18 protein-coding genes and 1 tRNA gene are annotated in these 19,233 nt (G+C 70.8%); 5 read left to right on the plus strand and 14 right to left on the minus strand.

Features of this window, described 5'->3' with window-relative positions:
- Positions 1-101 precede the first annotated feature (101 nt).
- The 3 genes from AB0J16_RS13625 to AB0J16_RS13635 all read left to right on the plus strand — a co-directional run bounded on the left by AB0J16_RS13625 (position 102) and on the right by AB0J16_RS13635 (position 4,080).
- Positions 102-1,979 (plus strand): glycoside hydrolase family 9 protein, encoded by a 1,878-nt coding sequence (locus tag AB0J16_RS13625; RefSeq protein ID WP_358538250.1) that lies wholly within the window; start codon positions 102-104, stop codon positions 1,977-1,979.
- A 202-nt stretch (positions 1,980-2,181) separates the two neighbouring features.
- Positions 2,182-2,898: a helix-turn-helix domain-containing protein gene (locus tag AB0J16_RS13630; protein WP_358538253.1), complete on the plus strand. Its 717-nt coding sequence runs from the start codon at positions 2,182-2,184 to the stop codon at positions 2,896-2,898.
- Between the two features lie 12 nt (positions 2,899-2,910).
- Positions 2,911-4,080 carry a cytochrome P450 gene (locus AB0J16_RS13635; RefSeq protein WP_358538256.1) on the plus strand — a complete coding sequence of 390 codons (1,170 nt, stop codon included), beginning with the start codon at positions 2,911-2,913 and terminating at the stop codon, positions 4,078-4,080.
- A gap of 214 nt (positions 4,081-4,294) precedes the next feature.
- Here AB0J16_RS13635 and AB0J16_RS13640 read toward each other — a convergent pair whose 3' ends face one another.
- Together AB0J16_RS13640 and AB0J16_RS13645 are read right to left on the minus strand one after the other, a co-directional pair.
- Positions 4,295-6,040: a serine/threonine-protein kinase gene (locus AB0J16_RS13640; protein ID WP_358538258.1), complete on the minus strand. Its 1,746-nt coding sequence runs from the start codon at positions 6,038-6,040 to the stop codon at positions 4,295-4,297.
- A 270-nt stretch (positions 6,041-6,310) separates the two neighbouring features.
- Positions 6,311-6,616: a hypothetical protein gene (locus AB0J16_RS13645; RefSeq protein ID WP_358538261.1), complete on the minus strand. Its 306-nt coding sequence runs from the start codon at positions 6,614-6,616 to the stop codon at positions 6,311-6,313.
- A gap of 536 nt (positions 6,617-7,152) precedes the next feature.
- On the opposite strand from AB0J16_RS13645, the gene AB0J16_RS13650 reads away from it, so the two are divergent.
- Entirely contained in the window at positions 7,153-7,524 is a 372-nt protein-coding gene (locus AB0J16_RS13650; RefSeq protein WP_358538263.1) for a hypothetical protein, read from the plus strand.
- Positions 7,525-8,459: 935 nt separating this feature from the next.
- On the opposite strand, the gene AB0J16_RS13655 is transcribed toward AB0J16_RS13650, so the two are convergent.
- Both AB0J16_RS13655 and AB0J16_RS13660 read right to left on the minus strand, forming a co-directional pair.
- A tRNA-Met gene (locus AB0J16_RS13655) sits at positions 8,460-8,536 on the minus strand.
- A gap of 53 nt (positions 8,537-8,589) precedes the next feature.
- Entirely contained in the window at positions 8,590-9,630 is a 1,041-nt protein-coding gene (locus tag AB0J16_RS13660; protein WP_358538265.1) for an LLM class F420-dependent oxidoreductase, read from the minus strand.
- 92 nt (positions 9,631-9,722) lie between these two features.
- Between AB0J16_RS13660 and AB0J16_RS13665 the strand changes: the two genes are divergently transcribed.
- Positions 9,723-10,610, plus strand: a complete 888-nt coding sequence (locus AB0J16_RS13665; RefSeq protein ID WP_358538267.1) for an endonuclease/exonuclease/phosphatase family protein — start codon at positions 9,723-9,725, stop codon at positions 10,608-10,610.
- A 193-nt stretch (positions 10,611-10,803) separates the two neighbouring features.
- Here AB0J16_RS13665 and AB0J16_RS13670 read toward each other — a convergent pair whose 3' ends face one another.
- The 10 genes from AB0J16_RS13670 to ribD form a co-directional block, all read right to left on the minus strand.
- Entirely contained in the window at positions 10,804-11,367 is a 564-nt protein-coding gene (locus tag AB0J16_RS13670) for a nucleotidyltransferase family protein (protein ID WP_358538269.1), read from the minus strand.
- On the minus strand, positions 11,364-12,455 hold the full coding sequence (locus tag AB0J16_RS13675; protein WP_358538271.1) for an XdhC/CoxI family protein: 1,092 nt from the start codon (positions 12,453-12,455) through the stop codon (positions 11,364-11,366). The genes AB0J16_RS13670 and AB0J16_RS13675 overlap by 4 nt, the downstream gene beginning before the upstream one ends.
- Positions 12,448-13,518: a VWA domain-containing protein gene (locus AB0J16_RS13680; RefSeq protein WP_358538273.1), complete on the minus strand. Its 1,071-nt coding sequence runs from the start codon at positions 13,516-13,518 to the stop codon at positions 12,448-12,450. The genes AB0J16_RS13675 and AB0J16_RS13680 overlap by 8 nt, the downstream gene beginning before the upstream one ends.
- Entirely contained in the window at positions 13,511-14,374 is an 864-nt protein-coding gene (locus AB0J16_RS13685) for a MoxR family ATPase (protein ID WP_358538275.1), read from the minus strand. Before AB0J16_RS13685 ends, AB0J16_RS13680 begins: the two co-directional genes overlap by 8 nt.
- 68 nt (positions 14,375-14,442) lie before the next feature.
- Positions 14,443-14,913: a PH domain-containing protein gene (locus AB0J16_RS13690; protein ID WP_358538277.1), complete on the minus strand. Its 471-nt coding sequence runs from the start codon at positions 14,911-14,913 to the stop codon at positions 14,443-14,445.
- Between the two features lie 20 nt (positions 14,914-14,933).
- Positions 14,934-15,404 (minus strand): 6,7-dimethyl-8-ribityllumazine synthase, encoded by a 471-nt coding sequence (ribH, locus tag AB0J16_RS13695; protein ID WP_358538279.1) that lies wholly within the window; start codon positions 15,402-15,404, stop codon positions 14,934-14,936.
- Complete coding sequence (locus AB0J16_RS13700) at positions 15,401-16,627, minus strand: bifunctional 3,4-dihydroxy-2-butanone-4-phosphate synthase/GTP cyclohydrolase II (protein WP_358538281.1); 1,227 nt, start codon at positions 16,625-16,627, stop codon at positions 15,401-15,403. Before AB0J16_RS13700 ends, ribH begins: the two co-directional genes overlap by 4 nt.
- A complete protein-coding gene (gene pnuC / locus AB0J16_RS13705; protein WP_358538283.1) occupies positions 16,624-17,283 on the minus strand; it encodes a nicotinamide riboside transporter PnuC in 660 nt (219 codons plus the stop codon). The genes AB0J16_RS13700 and pnuC overlap by 4 nt, the downstream gene beginning before the upstream one ends.
- A complete protein-coding gene (locus AB0J16_RS13710; protein WP_358538285.1) occupies positions 17,280-17,870 on the minus strand; it encodes a riboflavin synthase in 591 nt (196 codons plus the stop codon). Before AB0J16_RS13710 ends, pnuC begins: the two co-directional genes overlap by 4 nt.
- Positions 17,870-19,141 carry a bifunctional diaminohydroxyphosphoribosylaminopyrimidine deaminase/5-amino-6-(5-phosphoribosylamino)uracil reductase RibD gene (gene ribD, locus AB0J16_RS13715; protein ID WP_358538287.1) on the minus strand — a complete coding sequence of 424 codons (1,272 nt, stop codon included), beginning with the start codon at positions 19,139-19,141 and terminating at the stop codon, positions 17,870-17,872. The genes AB0J16_RS13710 and ribD overlap by 1 nt, the downstream gene beginning before the upstream one ends.
- Positions 19,142-19,233: the final 92 nt, after the last annotated feature.

Raw genomic sequence — 19,233 nt, forward strand, 5'->3', positions numbered from 1 at the left:
TCGTCAATGTACGTGTATTAACCCTCGCGCCACTATTGACCTCCCCTGTCACACGCGAATACCGTGCCGAACGCTGTTCTCATAATTCCATGGAGCGCCCCATGATGAGGTACGCCTTAGCTGTCGCCTTGACCGTTCTGACCATGGGGAGCGTCCCGGCCGCCGCCGCACCGCCGCCACCCGGTCACATCCGGGTCGATCAGGTGGGCTTCGCGCCCGCGGAGTCCAAGCACGCCTTCCTGATGACCCGCGCGCGATCGGCGGGCGCGCGCTTCAGCGTCGTCCGCGACGACGGGCGCGAGGTGCTCAAGGGTACGGCGGGCCGCGACCTGGGCTCGTGGAACGGCACGTACGGGCACGTGTACGGCCTGGACCTCACCTCGCTGAAGGACCCGGGCCGCTACCGGATCAAGTCGGGCACGATCACCTCCCCCGCCTTCCGGATCGTCCCGGCCTCGCCCACCTCGAAGATCCTCACCTTCTTCGAGGGGCAGCGCGACGGCGGCCGCAGGCACGCCAACGACAAAGCCGCCTCGGTCTACGACTGGCCCGTGTTCACCGGGCCGGACACCGACGAGATCAAGGGCGGGCTGCGGAAAATCGGCGGGCCGGTGAACGTCGAGGGTGGCTGGTTCGACGCGGGCGACTATCTCAAGTTCACCCACATCCTGGCTTATGTCGACACACTGCTCTGGGCCTCGGTTCGGGACGGCGGACCCGATCAGCGTCTCAATCGCGAAGCCAGCCACGGCCTGAAATATCTGGACAAAATGTGGGACGGCGCTTCCAAGACCCTCTACATCCAGGTCGGCATCGGCGCGGGCGACAAGGAAGCCACCTACGTCGGCGACCACGACGTCTGGCGGCTGCCCGAGTCCGACGACTCCTCCAAGCACCGCTACCTGCGCCACCGGCCGGTCTTCCGCGCGGCCGCCCCCGGCAAGCCGATCAGCCCGAACCTGGCCGGCCGTACCGCGGCGGCCTTCGCGCTGGCCGCGCAGCTGGAACCCTCCCGGGAGCGGGCGACGGCGCTGCTGGGCAAGGCGGCGGCGGTCTACGCGATGGCCAAGACGGAGAAGGTGGGGCAGCTCGTCACCTCGCTGCCGCACGCCTTCTACCCGGAGAGTGCCTGGCGCGACGACATGGAGCTGGGCGGCGCCGAGCTGGCGCTGGCGGCGCTGCGGCTCGGCGACGACCGGGCCGTGGGCTGGCTGGAGCAGGCGGCGCGCTGGGCCGGCCAGTACCTGGAGCACGAGGCCGGGGACGACACCCTCAACCTGTACGACGTGAGCGCCCTCGCCCACACCGACCTGGTCAAGGCGATCCGGCAGGCGGACGCGTCCAGCCCGGTGCAGGCCGACCAGGTGATGGGTCCGGACGGGCAGCCGGCGCTGGTCGGCTCGGGAGGTCAGCGGAAGATCTCCGACGGGCTGGCGGTCTCCGAGCAGCAGCTGGTGGGCGATCTGCGGGCCCAGCTGGAGATCGGTTCCGCGCGGGCGGCGAAGGATCCGTTCCGGGCGGGGGCCGCGTACGCCGAGTTCGACGCGGTGCCGCACGCGTTCGGGCTGGCGGCGACGTCGCGGCTGTACGCGTCGGTGAGCGGGGACCGGGCCTACGACGCTTTCGGGACGCGGCAGCGCGGCTGGGTGTTCGGCGCCAACGCCTGGGGCGTGTCGTTCGTGGCCGGGGCGGGCGAGAACGCGATCAGGTGCCCGCACTACCAGATCTCCGACATCACCCGTAAGCCCGCCACTGGGGCCGTGGTGAACGGGCCGAACGACGCGTCACTGTTCCACGACGGGCTGGGCGGCCACCTGGAAGGGATGGTGCCCTGCCCGTCGGACGGCGTGGACCGCTACGCGCCGTTCACCGGGCGGGGCAGCCGGTTCGTGGACGACGTCCGGTCCTGGCAGGCGTCGGAACCGGCGGACGACTTCGCGGCCATCGGCGTGTACGCGCTCTCGCTGATGTCGCGTTGAGTGCGATGACCACCATGGGTCCCCGGGTGGTTCGTCACACGACCGCCTGGGACCCCGGCCCGGCCACCACCCCGAAGGCAGGATGCCCGATGACCCGACGGACACCGCCCAACCCCTGCTCGGGCTGAGGCGGGCGCGGATCGCGATCTCTCCGTCCAGTTAATCGCTGGCGGGCGCGGAGGTCTCCGGGTTGACTGCACGGGTGACCGCTTTGCCCGTGCCCGCCGACCTGGCCCATCTGGTGGCCGGGATCTGGGTGCTTGACGGTGACGTGGTGCCGAGAGGGCTGCCGCAGCCGGCCGTCGACCTGCTGGTCATGCCCGATGGGGCGTGCTGGCTGGCCGGGGCGGAGACGCGCGCTCGGCAGGGGGCGCTGCCCAAAGACGGGTCCCTGGTCGGGGTGCGGCTGCGACCGGGGACGGTGGCCGGGCTGTTCGGGGTCGCTGCCGACGAGGTGCCGCTGGCCGGGGCGCCCATCGCGGCCGGGCAACTGGACGGGTCGGTGACCCAGCGGCTGGCAGGGGCGCTGGCACTGGTGCGGGCACGGGCCGGGCGATGCCGGGTCGACGAGCGGGTACGCATCGTGCTGGCGGCCATGCACGCGGCGCCGGGCGCGCCGGTCGACCGGCATGCCGCTCAGGCCGGGTTGTCCGAACGGCAACTCCGGCGGCGTTTCGGGGCGGCGGTCGGCCTGCGGCCCAAGTCCTACGCACGCGTGGTGCGGCTGCACCGAGCACTCGCCGACGCGCACGCCGCGGTGGCCAAGGGCGAGCGCCCGGACTGGAGCGCCATCGCCGTGCGCAGCGGCTGCTACGACCAGTCTCACCTGCTCGCCGAATTCCGGCACGCGGTGGGGGTGCCGCCGACCACGTTGCTGGCGGATGACCGTTTTCTCCAAGCCCCGGCCTGCCAGGGCTAACACACTCGACGCATGACTGATGATGTCGTCAAAGAAATCTTCGACTGGCACCGGGAGACCGCCCGGGTCGGTCTCGCCGGGGACGGGGTGCGCTTCGTCGAACCGCTCGGCGCCTGGGTGGTGCACGGCTACTCCGAGGTGAACCAGGTGCTCACCGACTACTCGACGTTCTCCTCCGACGAGCTGCGCTACAGCGCGCGACCCATACCGCACCGGGACAACCCGGTTCTCAGCAGCCTGTCGGCGATGGATCCGCCCCGGCACCACCTGCTGCGCCGACTGGTCAGCCGGGCCTTCACGCCCCGCGCGATCCAGGCGTTACTCCCCTCGATCACGGACACCGTGCGGAGGCAACTGGCCGATGCGGACGGTGACCTGGACGTGATCGGCCGGCTCGGCTACCCGTTGCCGGTGCGCACCATCGCCGCGCTGCTCGGAGTCGAAGCGGACCGGCAATCGGACTTCATGCGCTGGACCGAGGCGATCACCTCCTTCGCCGGGTCGTTCGCCGAGGACCCGGTGCGTCAGGCCGCGTTCCGCACCGCACACGCCGAACTGGTCGAGTACTTCCGGGAGGTGTTCGCCCAGCATCGTGTCCGCCCCCAGGGCGACGTGATCGACACTCTGCTGGCCGCCGAACCGGACGGCAGCCGACTGTCCGACGAGGAGTTGATCGACTTCTGCACGCTGCTGCTCATCAACGGCCACGAGACGACCAAGACCCTGCTGGTCAACACGGTGCTGTGCCTGGCGGCTCATCCGGACGCACTGGCCCGGCTGCGTGCCGACCCTGGACTGGTACCGGATGCCGTCGAGGAGGTGCTGCGCTTCCTGCCCCCGGTGGGTGGCACCGACCGTTTCACCACCGCCCCGGCCGAACTCGCCGGGCACGCGATCGAGACCGGCCAGCGGGTGATCGTCATGGTGCTCTCGGCCAACCGGGACCCTCGGGTGTTCGCCGAGGCAGCGGAGTTCCGGCCCGGCCGAACGCCCAACGAGCACCTTTCCTTCGGCCATGGTGTGCACTTCTGCCTCGGCACGCACCTGGCCCGGCTTGAGCTCGCGATCGCGGTCAACGCGCTGTTGCACCACTTCCCCGGTCCGTGGTCGGTGGGCCGGATCGCGACCGGGCGCACTCCGGTCGGCATCGACGTACTCGATCTGGTGCTAGTCAGCCCGTAGCCGGGGACCGATCCCCGAGCGGGGGAAGCCGAGGAGAATCCAGTAGGCGCAGCTCAAGAACTGTTGCTCAGGCCCTTCGGGGGAACGGATACGCGGCGAACGTTGGTGGAAACCGCGCTGGCCACTACCGGTTACTGAAGTCCGCCCTTCCGATCGTGGAACTGGGCGCCCGGTCCGAGGAGTCTCGGACCGGGCGTCGCAGCGGGCGTCGGGGTCAGGGCTTCCAGTTGTCGAGGAAGTCGTTGAGGGGGCCGGAGGTAGGTACGTCGCCCTTCTCCTGGGCCTTGCGCAGATCGCGCATGATCCCCGTGATCTGGTCGAGCGCCGAGTCGTCGTGGTTCTCCAGGAACTTCTGACCGGCCTTCCTGATCTTCTCGTGGGCCTTCCTCGCGGTGCGGGGCTCGATGTCGCCGATGGTCTCCTGAGCCGTGAGCGACTTGTCGAACTCACCCAGCCACTTCACCCACCCACCGGGCGGGACGCTGTTGGCCAGCGTGCCCTTGGGGCTGGGTGTCGGGCCCACCGGATCGGTCGGGAGGGGCGCGATGGACGTGGACGGTTCGGGGGTCGGGGTCTCCGTCGGCTCCGGGGCCGACGTGGTGGTGATGGGCGTCATCGAGGGTGTCGGCCCGGCCTCGGGTTTGCCGCGTGAGCCCGCCCACAGGACCAGGCCCACGGTGACGACCGCGATCACGGCCAAGGCCACGCCCAGCTGCACGAACAGGCGGCGGTTCGACGGCGGCGGGGATGGCGGCGAGTCATAGATCGCCGTGTCCCCGTTGCGCGGGCCGGCGCCGTGGTGAAACACCCCGGCGGGCATGGCATGAGTGTCACCCGCCCGGGCCGCATCCACGCCACGCCCGGCCGCCGGCCCGCCCGCACCCGGCTGGGTGAAGATCTGGCCGGTCTGGGGAACGCCGCTCGGGTGGGATGTGGCCTGACCGGGCTGAGGCGCACCACCCTGATATGGCCCCGCCTGGCCGCCCTGAGATGCGCCGCCCTGAGATGCGCCGCCCTGAGATGCGCCGCCCTGAGATGCGCCGCCCTGAGATGCGCCGCCCTGAGATGCGCCGCCCTGATCGCCCAGATATGGACCAGCCTGACCGCCCTGGGATGCCATGGGAGACGTGGCTTGGCTGGGCTGCGGCCCCGTGGCCGGGCCGGGCTGGGCACGGGATGGCCGGGCGATCGCGGCCAGCGCTCGGCGTACCGTCTCACCGCCGGCCGGGCGAGCGGCGGGATCCTTGGCGAGCATGGCCAGCACCAGCCGGTCCAGCTCGCCCGGTACCTCCGCCCGGTGACGGCTCGGCGGCTCGGGCTCGGCGTGCAGGTGCCGATCGCCGACCTCGTCCGGCGAGCCTTCGAACGGCGGGCGCCCGCACAGCACCTCGTAACAGACGCACCCCAGCGCGTACAGGTCGGCGGCGGCCTCTCCGCCGCGTCCGTCGATCACCTCGGGCGCCCGATACAATACGCCGTCGTCGGAGGACACCTGGTCGGCCAGCCCGAACCCGACTACCTTCAGCACCCCGCTCCCGGCCCGCCGGAAGCTGTCGGGCCCGATCTGGCCGTGCATGACCCCGGCCCGGTGCGCCGCTTCCAGCCCCGCGGCCGCCTGCCCGATGAGATCGCATGCCTCCACGATGGGCAGCGGCCCCCCTCCTGCCACCTCCTCACCGAGGCTCTCCCCTGTGAGGAACTCCATCACCAGGAACGGCGCCCCCTCGTGGTCGCCCACGTCGAGCACCATGGCCACGTTCGGATGGATCACCCGGGCCACGGCCTGGGCATGCTGCCGGAGCACCTCGGGCGTGGCCGCCCCGGTGTCCAGCATCTTCACGGCCACGGTCCAGTCGGCGCGCTGGTCGTAAGCGCGCCACACCTCGCCCGTCGGCCCGCTGCCGATGAGCTCATCAAGCCGATACCGGCCGGCGACCAAAGACGGCGTCGCTTCGGACATTATTTCCGCCAATAACTACAGAAACGGCAATTTCGACCCACCCTAGGCCCCCACGAACCTCAACCGCCCCATAACACGGTCCGAAGGGATCAGGTCCTGGCACAGTCGGATACCGGGACCGGTCACCGCCCCTGTCAACCCGCCGGGTCGCGCAGGCGTCTCACAACGTCGCGAGGAGGCGCCATGGGTGAGGGGGCGGTGCGGACAATCGTCGTCAAAGAACGTGACGGTCCGGGACGTACGCCGTACGGCCTATGACGGGCCCGGGCATCACGCCCGGGGCGCATCGTCCTCGGGCCAATCCTCGGCGTAGATCAGCGCGAGCTCCTGCCACACCTCTTCCACCGGCCGTCCCTGCACCCGCGCGAGGTGCCGTACGAGCAGGAGGATGAGATGCAGGGAGGCCATCGCGGCGACCTCACGCGGAACGTCGTTGATGACCCGGCCGATCACCTGCAGGCCGACCGGGTCGCTGGTGTCGCCGCTCTCCCGTGCTTCCAGAGCGACGGTGACCATCGCCAGCACGGCGTTCATGTGCTCTTTGAGGAAAGCGCCCCGCTGAGGGCTGCCTGTCATGACTAGTGCACCTTCCGGCATGGAGGGATTGGCGCCCTGGGGCACCCGAACCAGCATGCCGTCTCAGCCGGTGCGATGCGCATCGATTCGCCCAGGAGACCGCTTACCGTCCCGGGTAGTCTTTCGCGACCCGCGCCCACCACGTGAACTGCTGTCTGCCCGGATTCGGTGACGCGCCGACGAAGCCGGCACGACATGAAGAACGCCGATCTCCGGGAGAAGAGCGGGGAGCGCTATAGCTGGGGCAGAATTTGAACCTGCGATCTCTGGGGTTGCGAGCAGGGCGCCAGACGCCTCAGGCTGCTCACCGGATCGCGCGCGATGGCACCTGAACTGCTCCGACGCCCGTGAGGAACATCCGCCCACGGCCCTTTTTCTGCGGGTACTCCTCACGAACCTGGGAAGCAGAACCTGGGAAGCACTTGACACCCGGCCTGTTCGTCACCGAGTTCTGGACGTCCGGTTCGAGCCCACGTCCGTGGGACGAGTCGTGACAGGCTGGGATATGGGACGCTGGCGCCAGTACTCTCACGCACTTGCCCCTCGTACGTTCCAGCATGAACGCCTTCGGCACCACGAACATCCAAATCCACCGGCTCTCGGCAGCCGTAGCCGTCGGCGATGCACTGTCGGCGATCGAGATCGGCGAGTCGCTTGACGTGTCCCGTATGCCTGACAGCCTGGTCGGACGCCGGACCCAGGTTCACCTCGACCTCGCGCACGCCTACGCCGTCCAGCGCAAGGACGCGGCAGCCGTGCACATGCTGCTCCACGCCGAACGGCAATCCCCCGAACTGGTCCGCTACGGCCAGCGCGCCCACGACGTGCTGACCCAACTCATCAAACGCGAGCACCGGCCCAGCACACCGCAGCTACGCGGGCTGGCCCAGCGGGCGGGCGTCGTCTGACCCGCACAAAAGTACGGGCCCTTTACCCGCACATCAGTCACAGGCGTTCGCGGTAGCGGTTCCTACAGCCAGCGTTCATGGACCGTGACCACCTGACCGCACCGCCCCGACGACCCGGTGCCGACATGCCATCCGCTGACCGGGCTCGTCGAGATCGGCGCGCCTACGGTGCCTCACGCGTCATCGAACGGCCCGGCCAGTCGCTGCCGTCAACAGCCGGCAGGTGGCCTCGCACTCTTCATGGAGGGGTGGTGCGGGGCCACCGTTCCGCTGTCCGGCAGCGCACGCCCGTACGGCCGGACGAGTCCCCGCCCGCTCCGGGGTGGGCGGGGACCACACGCAAGAGCCCACTGTCATGATCCTGTGGGAGCCGTACATACCCTGCGGCGCGAACCTCCGGGTGACCGAGACCTCCTGCTGTGGCAGATATGAGTGGTGCAGCGAAGGCGGCCGGTTCCTCGTCCTGCGGCACAACGGCAAGCACTTCGAGGAGGCAGCTCGCGGCCGCTATGCGGAAGCCCGGCTGGTCTGGGACGCACTCGTCCGAGGCCATCGGCGATGCCGGCGAGCGTCGTAGGAAGAGGCGACGAAGCAAGCCGCGCCTGTCGTGCGGCGTCTCATCGGCCATATGGGGCCATATGGAGGGACGCCCGCCCGATTCACCCCCACGGGCGTGGGGAGCACACTTCGTGAGCAGCCACAATAAACGCGACTTGGGATTACCCGTATTTCGGGGTTTGTCGCGACACGACAGGCTGCCGCGGGCGAGCGATCATGGCCGTCGACTCCGGTCAGCAGGTGGCCGCAAGCGCCGACCATGGGGGTTGCGCGCCGGCACGGCGCCCCAAGAAACACAGCCCGAGCGAAGCGAGGCCCATTGTGGCTGGACGCGCAAAAAGGGCCCTCCAGGATGATCCTGAAGGGCCTTTTCACCTTGGTAGCGGGGGCAGGATTTGAACCTACGACCTCTGGGTTATGAGCCCAGCGAGCTACCGAACTGCTCCACCCCGCGTCGCAAGAGAAAGACTATCGGATCCTGGGAGTGCTTCGGCCGCCCGCAAGGAATCAGGAGGCGATTTCCTTGATCCGCTCGATCAGCTTCACCCGGTCCTCGTGCGTCGCCCCGAACGGCGCGATGTTGAGCGTCGTCACCCCGGACTCCTTCATCGCCGCCACCCGGTCACGGACGAACCCGTCGCTCCCGATGAGCGACATGCTCTCCAGCAGCTCGTGCGGCACCAGCGCCGCCGCCTCCTCCTTCTTCCCGTCGAGGTACAGCTCCTGGATCGCCTCGGCCTCCTTCTCGTAGCCGTAGCGCCGCGCGAGGTCGTTGTAGAAGTTGCGGCCCTTGGCGCCCATGCCGCCGATGTACAGCGCCGCCATCGGCCGCCCGAACTCCAGCAGCCCCGCCACGTCGTCGCCGATCGCCAGCGACGCCTGCGCGATCACGTCCAGCTCACCCAGCTCGTCCTGGCGCTTGGCCCGCCCGGCGGCCAGCGACGGGCCCCACACGTCCGCCGCCTTCTCGGGTACGTAGAAGATCGGCTCCCAGCCTTCGGCGAGCTCGGCGGCCAGCTCGACGTTCTTGGGGCCGATGGCCGCGATCACGATGGGGATGCGGGGGCGTACCGGATGGTTGATGATCTTCAACGGCTTGCCGAGTCCGGCCCCCTGGCCGGGCGGCAGCGGCAGCGTGTAGTGCTTGCCCTCGTACTCCAGCCGCTCGCGCCGCCACACCTGGCGGCAGATTTCGATGATCTCCCTCGTACGGGCCAGCGGCGCGGTGTACGGCACGCCGTGGAAGCCCTCGATCACCTGCGGCCCCGAGGCGCCGAGACCCAGCGTGAAGCGCCCGTCGGAGACGTAGTCCAGACCCGCGGCGGTCATCGCCAGCAGTGCCGGGGTGCGCGAGTAGATCGGCAGGATCCCGGAGGCGATCTCCAGCCGCTCGGTCCTGGCCGCGATATAGCCCATCTGGCTGACGGCGTCGAAGCTGTAGGCCTCGGCGACGAAGACGATGTCGAGACCCGCCTTCTCGTAGTCGGCCAACTCGGCGACCGACTCCTTGAAGCCGCCCGAGTAGTTCAGTGCCATACCGATGCGCATGCCGGGCTCCCGATGAACCGAATGTTGTTCCGTTGCGACGGCAACAGGTTAGCGCGCCGCGTCACCGGCGGCGAGCGGCTAGCCTGGGTCGAATGCTGAAGCGCGTCGTCATCGCCGTGTCCGCCGTGCTCGCCGTGGGACTGGCGGGGCATCAGCTGATCCCGGTGCTCGGCGGGTTCACCCCGGTGATGGAGAGCCTGCTGCCCTGGTTCGGCCTGATCGTACCGATGCTGCTGGTGGCGGCCGTCGTGGCACGCTCCAAGCTGGCCACGGCCGCGGCGCTCGTGCCCGGCGTGGTGTGGGCGTCCATGTTCGGCTCCACGCTGATGCGCACCCCGCCCGGTGGCCAGAGCGACCTGGCGGTCGGCACGGTTAACGTGGGCGTCACCAACAGCGCCTCGGGCGAGGCGGTGCGCCGCATCGCCGAAGACCTCGACCTGCTGGCGGCCCAGGAGCTGACCAGCGGCGGCCCGGCCGCCAAGCAGCTCAACAAGATGTTCAAGTACCACTATCCGGTGAGCACGGTCGGCCTGTGGAGCCGCTACCCGATCACCGAGACCAAGCCGCTCGACGTCGGCATGGGCTGGCCGCGCGCGCTGCGGGCCGTGGTGGCCACGCCCAAGGGCAAGGTCACCGTGTACGTCATGCACCTGGCCTCCGCCCGCCCCGGCCACACCGCCTCGCGCGATGAGTCCCTGGCCCACGCCCGCGAGCTCATCGACGCCGACCCGAGCAAGCGGATCCTGCTGCTCGGCGACCTCAACACCGCCACCACCGACCGGGGCATGCAGGGACTCACCCCGCCGCTGACGGACGCGCAGCTCACGGCGGGCGACGGCTTCGGGTTCACCTGGCCGTCGGAGTTCCCGATCACCAGGCCGGACCACATCCTGTTCAAGGGGATGACGGCGACCAAGGCGGGGGTGGCCCCGGCGACGGGCAGCGACCACCGCGCCGCGATCGCGTCACTGCGCCTCTAGCGCGCCGGGCGCCCGTCCCCCAGGTGGTTCGTCACACAACCGTCTCGATGCCGGTGACGGTCCCATCGTGGCTGGGGTCCTTCCATGGGATACCCCCTTCGGGGGAGAGGAAGAACGGATGCCAGGCGAACGTGCGCGGTCAGGTCTCTCCTTTTGGCGGGCTACCCCTTCGGGGAGGGGAAGACGTGCGCGGTCAGGTCTCCAGCAGCGACAGGTCCTCAGGGGTGTCGATGTCGGCCGGGTCGCCCAGGCCGTCGCACGGCACCTCCGTGACCAGCTCGGGATGCGCCTTCAGGAAGGGCCTGGCCCCCACATCCCCCATGGCCAGCGCGGCGACGGCGGCGAAGTGGCGGCGGGCGATCAGCACGGGGTTGCGGCGCCGGCCGCCATAGGTCGCCACGGCCACCTCGGCATCCGCGTCCACGAGGGCGCGTACCGCCGCGGGCCCGATGAACGGCTGGTCCACCAGCGCGATGACCACCGACTCGGCCTCCTCGGGCAGCGCGGCCAGCCCTACCCTCAGGGACGAGCCCATGCCCGTCGCCCAGTCCGGATTGCGCACGGTCACCGCCCGGCGCACCTGTACGGTCGCCGCCCCGAGCACGACCACCACCGGATGGCAGCCGCCATCCTCCAGCAGCCGCACCCCCCGGTCCACGAGCCGTTCGCCCTCGTACTCGACCAGCGCCTTCGGCGTGCCCAGCCGGGCGCCCTGCCCGGCGGCGAGCAGCAGCCCGGCCACTCGGGAGCCTTTCATGGCGTCTCCTGGTGGATGCGCCCCTCGGTGTGGGTCAGCGGCCGTCCCGAACCGCCCCAGCGCAGCTGGATCAGCTCGGCGGCGATCGACACCGCCGTCTCCTCAGGGGTCCGGGCGCCCAGGTCGAGGCCGATGGGCGATCTCAGCCGGGCCAGCTCGTCCTCCGTCAGGCCCGCCTCGCGCAGCCGGGCCAGCCGGTCGTCGTGGGTGCGGCGCGAGCCCATGGCGCCGACGTAGCCCGCGCCGGTGCGCAGCGCCACCTCCAGCAGTGGCACGTCGAACTTGGGGTCGTGGGTGAGCACGCAGATGACCGTGCGCTCGTCCACCTGTACCGAGGCCAGGTAGTCGTGCGGCCACTTGACCACCACCTCGTCGGCGTCCGGGAAGCGCTTGGGGGTGGCGAAGACGGGCCGCGCGTCGCAGACGGTCACGTGGTAGCCCAGGAACTTGCCCACCCGCGCCACCGCCGCGGCGAAGTCGATCGCGCCGAACACCAGCATCCGCGGCGGCGGCGCGAACGACTGCACGAACACCGCCAGGTCGTCCAGCCGCCGCTCGCCCTGCCCGCCGTAGTGCCTGATGCCCGTCGCGCCCTGGGCCAGCATGCCGCGGGCGTCGTCGTCGACGGCCTCGTCGAGCCGGTCCAGGCCGAGCGTGCCCGAGGAGCGGTCCGGCCAGATGACGCGCCGGGCGCCCATCCGCCCGGGGCCGGAGACGATCGTGGCGACCGCCACGGGCTCGTGCGCGTTCACGGACTCCGCGATGTCGCCGAGCTGGGGAAAGGTGTCGGCCGAGATGGGTTCGACGAGGATGTCGATGATGCCGCCGCAGGTCAGCCCGACGGCGAACGCGTCGTCGTCGCTCACGCCGTACCTCTGCAGGATGGGCGTGTCGATCTCGGTGGCCAGCTCGAACACCGCGCCCTCGACGCACCCGCCGGACACGCTGCCGACCACCTCGTCGCCGCGCACCGCCATGGCCGCGCCCGGCGCGCGGGGCGCGCTGCTGAACGTGCTCACCACTGTGGCGAGCCCGAACTGGTGCCCCGATCTCCACCAGCGCATGATCTCCGGCAGCACGTCACGCATGGGCGAGCCTCTCACTGAGTTCTTCGAAGGCGGCCAGGCTGTGCCCGGCCACCAGATCGTCCAGGTACGGCAGAGCGGCCCGCATGCCGCCGGTCAACGGCTGGTAGTCCGCGTACCCCTTGTGCGGGTTGACCCAGATGACCCGGTGCGCCTGCCGGGCCAGCCGGGCCATCTGCGTGCCGAGGAGTTCCGGGTCGCCCCGTTCCCAGCCGTCCGAGGCGATCACCACGATCGCCCCTCGCGCGCTGGCGCGGGTGAGGTATTGCCTCAGCTCCTCGCCCAGCCTGGTCCCGCCGCTCCAGTCGGGCACGGCCTTGGACACCTCGTTCAGCGCCGTGCCGGGGTCGCGGTGGCGCAGCTCGGCGGTGATCGGGGTGAGTCTGGTGCCGATGGAGTAGACCCTGGTGGCCCGCGGCTCGCTCCTGACCAGGGCGTGCGCGAAGCGCAGCAGCGTCTCGGCGTAGGGGGCCATGGAGCCGCTGACGTCCACGAGCAGCACGACGCGGCGCGGCCTGGTGGTGTGCCGCCGGCGGCGCAACCGCGCGACCTCGCCCTTCCTGAGCGCGTCACGGATCGTCCGCCGCTGGTCCAGAACGCCCCGGTGCGCGGCCTCGAACCGCCGCGAGCGCCGCTGCGCCCGCCGGCCGCGCAGCATCGACAGCATCCGGTGCACCTCCGCCCGTTCGGCCTCGGTCAGCCGGGCCACGTCCCGGTTGCGCAGGATCTCGGTACGGCTGGCGGTGCCGGGCACGGCCTCGGCCTCGCCCTCCTGCGCGTCCTGTTCGGTGGCGGCGGTGTGGCGGGTGACGTTCGTGGTGCTGGTACGGCTGACCTTGGCGCTGCGGCCGCCGAAGTAGGCGGCGAAGCAGCGGTCGTACCTGGGCAGGTCGTCGGGTGCGGCGCAGAGCGTGAAGCGGCCGGCCCAGTAGACGTCGGCCGGAGCTGCCACGTCGAGGTGGTCGAGGGCCAGCAGCAGGTTGCGGGTGCGCTCGTGGTCGGCGGCGACGCCCGCGGCGCGCAGTGTCCTGGCGAAGCCCGTCATGGTCGCGGCCAGCTCACGCATGGAGGAGCCCGTTGCCCAGGACGTTTTCGACGTCCTCGCGGTATTTCAGCGCGGCGCCCAGCGTGGCCGCGGCGCGGGCGGGGTCGAGCTCCTTGGCGCCCAGGGTGAGCAGCGCCTCGGTCCAGTCGAGCGTCTCGGCGACGCCCGGCGGCTTGACCAGTCCGGCCTGCCGCAGCCGCGCCGCCGCCTGGGCCACCTGGACGGCCAGGGTTTCGGTGCAGTCGGGCAGGCGGCGCAGCAGGATCGCCACCTCCCTGTCGAAGTCCGGGTGCTCCAGCCAGTGGTAGAGACAGCGGCGCTTGAGCGCGTCGTGCACCTCACGGGTCCGGTTGGAGGTGACGACCACGACCGGCGGCGTCTTGGCGCTGACCGTGCCCAGTTCGGGGATGGAGATGGTGAAGTCCGACAGCACTTCCAGCAGGAACGCCTCGAACTCGTCGTCGGCCCGGTCGATCTCGTCCACGAGCAGCACGCTGGGCTGCGTCTCGACGGCCTTGAGCAGCGGCCTGGCGATCAGGAACCGGCGGTCGTAGATCTCGCCTTCGAGACGGCCCACGTCGGTGATCCCGGCGGCCTCGGCGGCCTTGAGGTGGAGCAGCTGGCGGGCGAAGTCCCAGTCGTACAGCGCCTGGGCGGCGTCGAGCCCCTCGTAGCACTGCAACCGGATCAGCGGCGCCTCCAGCAGCGCGGCCAGGGTCTTGGCCAGCTCGGTCTTGCCCACCCCCGCCTCCCCTTCGAGGAAGAGCGGCCGGCCCATCCTGAGCGCCAGGAACGCGGCCGTGGCCAGTCCCTCGTCGGCCAGGTAGGCGTGCCGGTCGAGCAGCTCGATGAGCTTGTCCGGAGACTGGATGTCCATTGCCGTGATTGTCCGCCGCAGCACGCCTTCAGGCTACGCGCCACTTGGTCCACGCGAGAATCCCGCGCCTAGTGCTCCTCCGCGTCCTGTCCGCCCTTCGCCTCTCCGCGCTCGTGGATCAGGGCGGCCAGCTCGGCCGTGGCGCGGTGGGCGCGGGCCTTCTCCGAGCCCTGGATGCCCATCGCGCCGATGGTGCGGCCGTCGGAGAAGTCCAGCTTGGGCCAGGGCTCGCCGACCAGCAGGGTCACGTCCAGGACCTCCGGCCAGCTGTAGCGGTGGGTACGGATGGCGTTGACGATCGTCAGCCCCGTCTCGTCGGCCTCGACCCGCACCCGGCCCAGCAGGTGCAGGACGAAGGCCACCAGGCAGCCGAACAGCACCAGCCCGATCCGGTCCACCAGCTGGAACGGCTCGGCGATGAGGACGGCCATCACCACCGAGCCGAGGACGATCAACGTCGCGGAGCCGTACGCGACGATTCTCCCCCGGCGGGGACGCCAGGTGATGGGCAGCGGCGGGGGAGTCATCGGCTCGGACACGAACGGAAACCTATCGCAGGTCAGTGGAGGGTCTTCAGGAGGAGTGCGGTCTCCAGCGCGGCGATGGCCGACTCATAGCCCTTGTCCTCCTTGCTGCCCGGCAGGCCCGAGCGGTCGAGTGCCTGGTCGAGCGTCTCGCAGGTGAGCACGCCGTTGCCGACCGGGGTCTCCTCGTCGAGCGAGATCCGGGTCAGGCCGGCGGTCACCGAGTCGCAGACGTACTCGAAATGCGCGGTCTCGCCCTTGATGACCGCGCCCAGCGCCACCACCGCGTCGCAGCGGCGGGCCAGCGCCTGGGCGATGACCGGGATCTCCAGCGACCCCGGCACCCGTACGACGGTGGCCGTGGCGCCGCTGTCCTCGCACGCCTGCAGGGCGCGGGAGAGGAGCTGGTCGGTGATCTTGGCGTGCCAGCCGGCGGCGACCACGCCGACCGTCAATCCCGCGGCGTCCGGTGCCGCGGCCGCCGCAGGACGTCCTTCCCCGCTCATGAAGCCTCCGAGATGTCGTGGCCGAGGCGGTCGCGCTTGGCCTTGAGGTAGCGCTCGTTGTAGGGGTTCATCGCCACCGGCATGGGCTCGCGGCCGAGCACCTTGATGCCGTAGCCGTCCATGCCCTTGAGCTTGGCCGGGTTGTTGGTGAGCAGCCGCACGGACTTGACGCCGAGGTCGGCCAGGATCTGCGCGGCGTTGGAGAACTCGCGGGCGTCGACCGGCAGGCCCAGCTCGATGTTGGCGTCGACGGTGTCGCTGCCGGCGTCCTGCAGGCTGTAGGCCCTGAGTTTGGCCAGCAGGCCGATGCCCCGGCCCTCATGGCCGCGCAGGTAGACCACGACGCCGCGGCCCTCCTGCGCGATGGCGGACATGGCGTGCTCGAGCTGCACGCCGCAGTCGCAGCGCAGCGAGCCGAACACGTCGCCGGTCAGGCATTCGGAGTGGGCACGGACCAGGATGTTCTCGCCCGGCTCGGCGCCGGACAGGTCGCCGTAGACGAGGGCGATGTGCTCGCCGCCGTCGAGCGCGCTGGCGTAGCCGTAGGCCCGCCACATCCCGTAAGCGTTGGGCACGTTCGTCTCGGCGACCCTGGTGACCATGCTCTCGGTCCTGCGCCGGTAGTCGACCAGCTGCTCGATGGAGATGAGCGCCAGATCGTGCTCGTCGGCGAAGACCCGCAGCTCGGGCAGCCGGGCCATGGTGCCGTCGTCGTTGACGATCTCGGCCAGGACGCCCGCGGGGCTGAGCCCGGCGAGCCTGGCCAGGTCGACGGCCGCCTCGGTGTGGCCGCGCCGGCTCAGCACGCCGCCCTCGTGGTAGCGCAGCGGGAAGATGTGGCCCGGCCGGACCAGCTCGTAGGGCTCGGTGGCGGAGTCGGCGAGCGTACGGATCGTCCTGGCGCGGTCGGCGGCGGAGATGCCGGTGGTCACGCCGTCGCGGGCGTCGACGCTGATCGTGTACGCGGTGCGCAGCCGCTCCCGGTTCTGGAACACCATGAGGGGCAGGCCCAGCCGGTCCAGCTCCTTGCCCTCCATGGGCACGCAGATGACGCCGCTGGTGTGCCGGATGGTGAACGTGAGCAGCTCGGGAGTGGCCTTCGAGGCGGCGAAGATGATGTCGCCCTCGTTCTCCCGGTTCTCGTCGTCGACGACCAGGACGGGCTTGCCGTTACGGATGTCGTCGATCGCCCGTTCGACCGGGTCGAGAATGGTCTCGGTCATGATGCCACCGCCAAGTCCGCGGGAGCGCTCTGGTACTCCCTGAGCCATTTCACGAAGCCGTACAGCACGAGCACGAAGAACACCCCGTAGACGGCGCCGGAGACGACCAGCCCCGAGCTGAACGCCAGCGGCACGCCGACCAGGTCGACGGCCACCCAGATGATCCAGAAGTCGACCAGCGCCCGGCCCTGCGCCCAGGTGGCGACCGCGCTGCCGACGAAGATGTAGGCGTCGGCGGCCACCAGGAACGCGCCCTTCGGCAGCGGCACGCTGGCCCCCCACGACAGGTGGGTGAAGAAGAACAGCAGGCCGACGAGGACTGTGCCCAGCACCATCACGCCGATGTAGGCGGTCCGCTCACGCGAAGTGGCCGGGCGTACGGTCAGCTGCTTGCCGCCCTCCGTGCCGCGCCGCCACGCCCACCAGCCGTAGACGGCCAGCGCCCCGAACATCACCTGCTTGAGGGCGTTGCCGGTGATGCCCGCGTTGATCGAGGCGACGAACAGCAGCACCGAGCCGGTGAGCTGCACCGGCCACGTCCACACCGACTTGCGTATCGCCAGCAGGACGGTGCTCAGCGCGGCGATGTTGCCGACCAGGTCCGTCCAGAGGACGTGCGTGCCGAATACCTCGAATCCGGCGTTGGCCCAGTTCACTGCTTGCCCACCAGCCTTTCCACGTACTTCGCGATCACGTCGACCTCGATGTTCACCATGTCGCCCACTTCGCGCTCGCCCATCGTGGTCAGCTTCAACGTGGTGGGGATGAGACTCACGCCGAAGCCGTCGTCGTCAACCGTGGTGACCGTCAGACTGATTCCGTCGATGGCGATCGAACCCTTCTCCGCCACGTAACGGGCGAGGGAGTCGGGGAGGGAGAAGCGGAGGTTGTCCCAGTTCGCCCCGGGTTCCCGGGATCGCAGCACGGCCGTGCCATCGACATGGCCCTGCACGATGTGGCCGCCGAGACGCTGGTCGGCCCGTACGGCCCGCTCCAGGTTCACCGCGGAGCCCACGTCCAGGGCGCCGAGCGAACTGCGGTCGAGCGACTCCTTGATCACGTCCACGGTGAACACGTCGTCCTGGACGTCCACGACCGTCAGGCAGACGCCGTTGACGGCGATCGAGTCACCATGGCGCGCGTCGGAGGTGACGATCGGGCCGCGGACGGACAGCCGCGCCGAGTCGCCTACCGCCTCGACGGCCACGACGTCACCCTTTTCCTCGATGATTCCGGTGAACATCAACTCTCCTTGCGTGGTGGTGCCAGCACCGGCCGCGCGGTCAGCCGCAGGTCCGGTCCGATGGGGGAAACGTCGTCGAAGGCCAGCCGGTGGGTGGCGGCGATGGTCGCCACGCCCGCCTCGCCGAGCGCGGCCGGCCCGGCGCCCAGGAGGGCCGGGGCGAGGTAGGCGATGACGCGGTCGATCAGGCCCTGGCTCAGGAACGCGCCCGCGAGCGTCGGGCCGCCTTCCAGGAACACACTGACGACCTCGCGCGCGGCCAGTTCGCGGAGGAGGGCGTGCAGGTCGAGGCCGCTGTCCTGGCGCGGCAGCCGGATCAGGTCGGCCTTGAGGCGGGTCTCGACGTCGTCGGCGACCGCGACGAGCGTGGGCGCCGCGCCGTCCAGCACCCTGGCGGCGGGCGGGGTACGCGCCTCGGAGTCGACCACGACGCGCAGCGGCACGCGTACGGCGGGCCGGGCTTCGCCGTCCGGGCTGGTCGGACGGCTCGCGTCGGACGAGCTGGTCGGACGGCTCGCGTCGGACGGGTTGGTCGGATCGCTCGCTTCGGCCGGGCGGCTCGGGCGGGCGGTCAGGTGGGGGTCGTCAGCGAGGACCGTGCCGATGCCGGCGATGATCGCGCCGGACTCCGCGCGCAGCCGGTGGACGTCGGCTCGGGCCTCGGGGGAGGTGATCCACTGACTGGTGCCGTCGGGGGCGGCCGACCGGCCGTCGAGGGTGGCGGCGAACTTCCAGGTCACGTACGGCCTGCCGAGCCGGGCGTACGTGAGCCACTCGGCGTTGACCCGCTCAGCCTCCTCGGCCAGCAGCCCGGACTCCACGGCGACGCCGTGCGCGCGCAGCCGCGCGGCGCCTCCGGCGGCCTTGGGCGTGGGATCGGCGACCGCCACCACCACCCGCGCGACGCCCGCGTCGAGCAGCGCCAGGCTGCACGGCCCGGTCCGGCCGGTGTGGTCGCAGGGTTCGAGCGTCACGTACGCGGTGCCGCCGCGGGCCCGCTCCCCCGCCGCGCGCAGCGCGACGACCTCGGCGTGCGGGCCACCGGCGTAGGCGTGGAAGCCCTCACCGGCGACGTTCCCCGAGGCGTCGAGGACGACGCAGCCGACGACGGGGTTCGGGCTGGTGGCGCCCCGCCCGCACGCGGCCAGCTCGACAGCCCGCGCCATGTGCGCGGGGTCCGTGCGGGCACGTGCGTGCGCGGGGTCCGTGCGGGCATGCGCCTCGCGGGCGGCCCGCGCCGAATCCGCGGGGTCCTGAGCGGGTGTCTCCACCCCGGGCCTCCTACTCGCCAGTAGCTCCAAGCCACGGCGGGCCCCGGGGGGTATGGCGGTGCGCGTACGCACCACAGTGGCGCCCGGCTCAA

It is taken from the genome of Nonomuraea sp. NPDC049750, assembly GCF_040659625.1.
In the GTDB taxonomy this organism is placed as follows: domain Bacteria; phylum Actinomycetota; class Actinomycetes; order Streptosporangiales; family Streptosporangiaceae; genus Nonomuraea.

What these genes read in the sequence shown, in the direction of transcription:
- AB0J16_RS13625 (WP_358538250.1), top strand. Translation starts at nt 102, where the DNA reads ATGATGAGGTACGCCTTAGCTGTCGCCTTGACCGTTCTGACCATGGGG.
- AB0J16_RS13635 (WP_358538256.1), top strand. Translation starts at nt 2,911, where the DNA reads ATGACTGATGATGTCGTCAAAGAAATCTTCGACTGGCACCGGGAGACC.
- AB0J16_RS13640 (WP_358538258.1), bottom strand. Translation starts at nt 6,040, where the DNA reads ATGTCCGAAGCGACGCCGTCTTTGGTCGCCGGCCGGTATCGGCTTGAT.
- AB0J16_RS13645 (WP_358538261.1), bottom strand. Translation starts at nt 6,616, where the DNA reads ATGACAGGCAGCCCTCAGCGGGGCGCTTTCCTCAAAGAGCACATGAAC.
- AB0J16_RS13660 (WP_358538265.1), bottom strand. Translation starts at nt 9,630, where the DNA reads ATGCGCATCGGTATGGCACTGAACTACTCGGGCGGCTTCAAGGAGTCG.
- AB0J16_RS13665 (WP_358538267.1), top strand. Translation starts at nt 9,723, where the DNA reads ATGCTGAAGCGCGTCGTCATCGCCGTGTCCGCCGTGCTCGCCGTGGGA.
- AB0J16_RS13670 (WP_358538269.1), bottom strand. Translation starts at nt 11,367, where the DNA reads ATGAAAGGCTCCCGAGTGGCCGGGCTGCTGCTCGCCGCCGGGCAGGGC.
- AB0J16_RS13675 (WP_358538271.1), bottom strand. Translation starts at nt 12,455, where the DNA reads ATGCGTGACGTGCTGCCGGAGATCATGCGCTGGTGGAGATCGGGGCAC.
- AB0J16_RS13680 (WP_358538273.1), bottom strand. Translation starts at nt 13,518, where the DNA reads ATGCGTGAGCTGGCCGCGACCATGACGGGCTTCGCCAGGACACTGCGC.
- AB0J16_RS13685 (WP_358538275.1), bottom strand. Translation starts at nt 14,374, where the DNA reads ATGGACATCCAGTCTCCGGACAAGCTCATCGAGCTGCTCGACCGGCAC.
- ribH (WP_358538279.1), bottom strand. Translation starts at nt 15,404, where the DNA reads ATGAGCGGGGAAGGACGTCCTGCGGCGGCCGCGGCACCGGACGCCGCG.
- AB0J16_RS13700 (WP_358538281.1), bottom strand. Translation starts at nt 16,627, where the DNA reads ATGACCGAGACCATTCTCGACCCGGTCGAACGGGCGATCGACGACATC.
- AB0J16_RS13710 (WP_358538285.1), bottom strand. Translation starts at nt 17,870, where the DNA reads ATGTTCACCGGAATCATCGAGGAAAAGGGTGACGTCGTGGCCGTCGAG.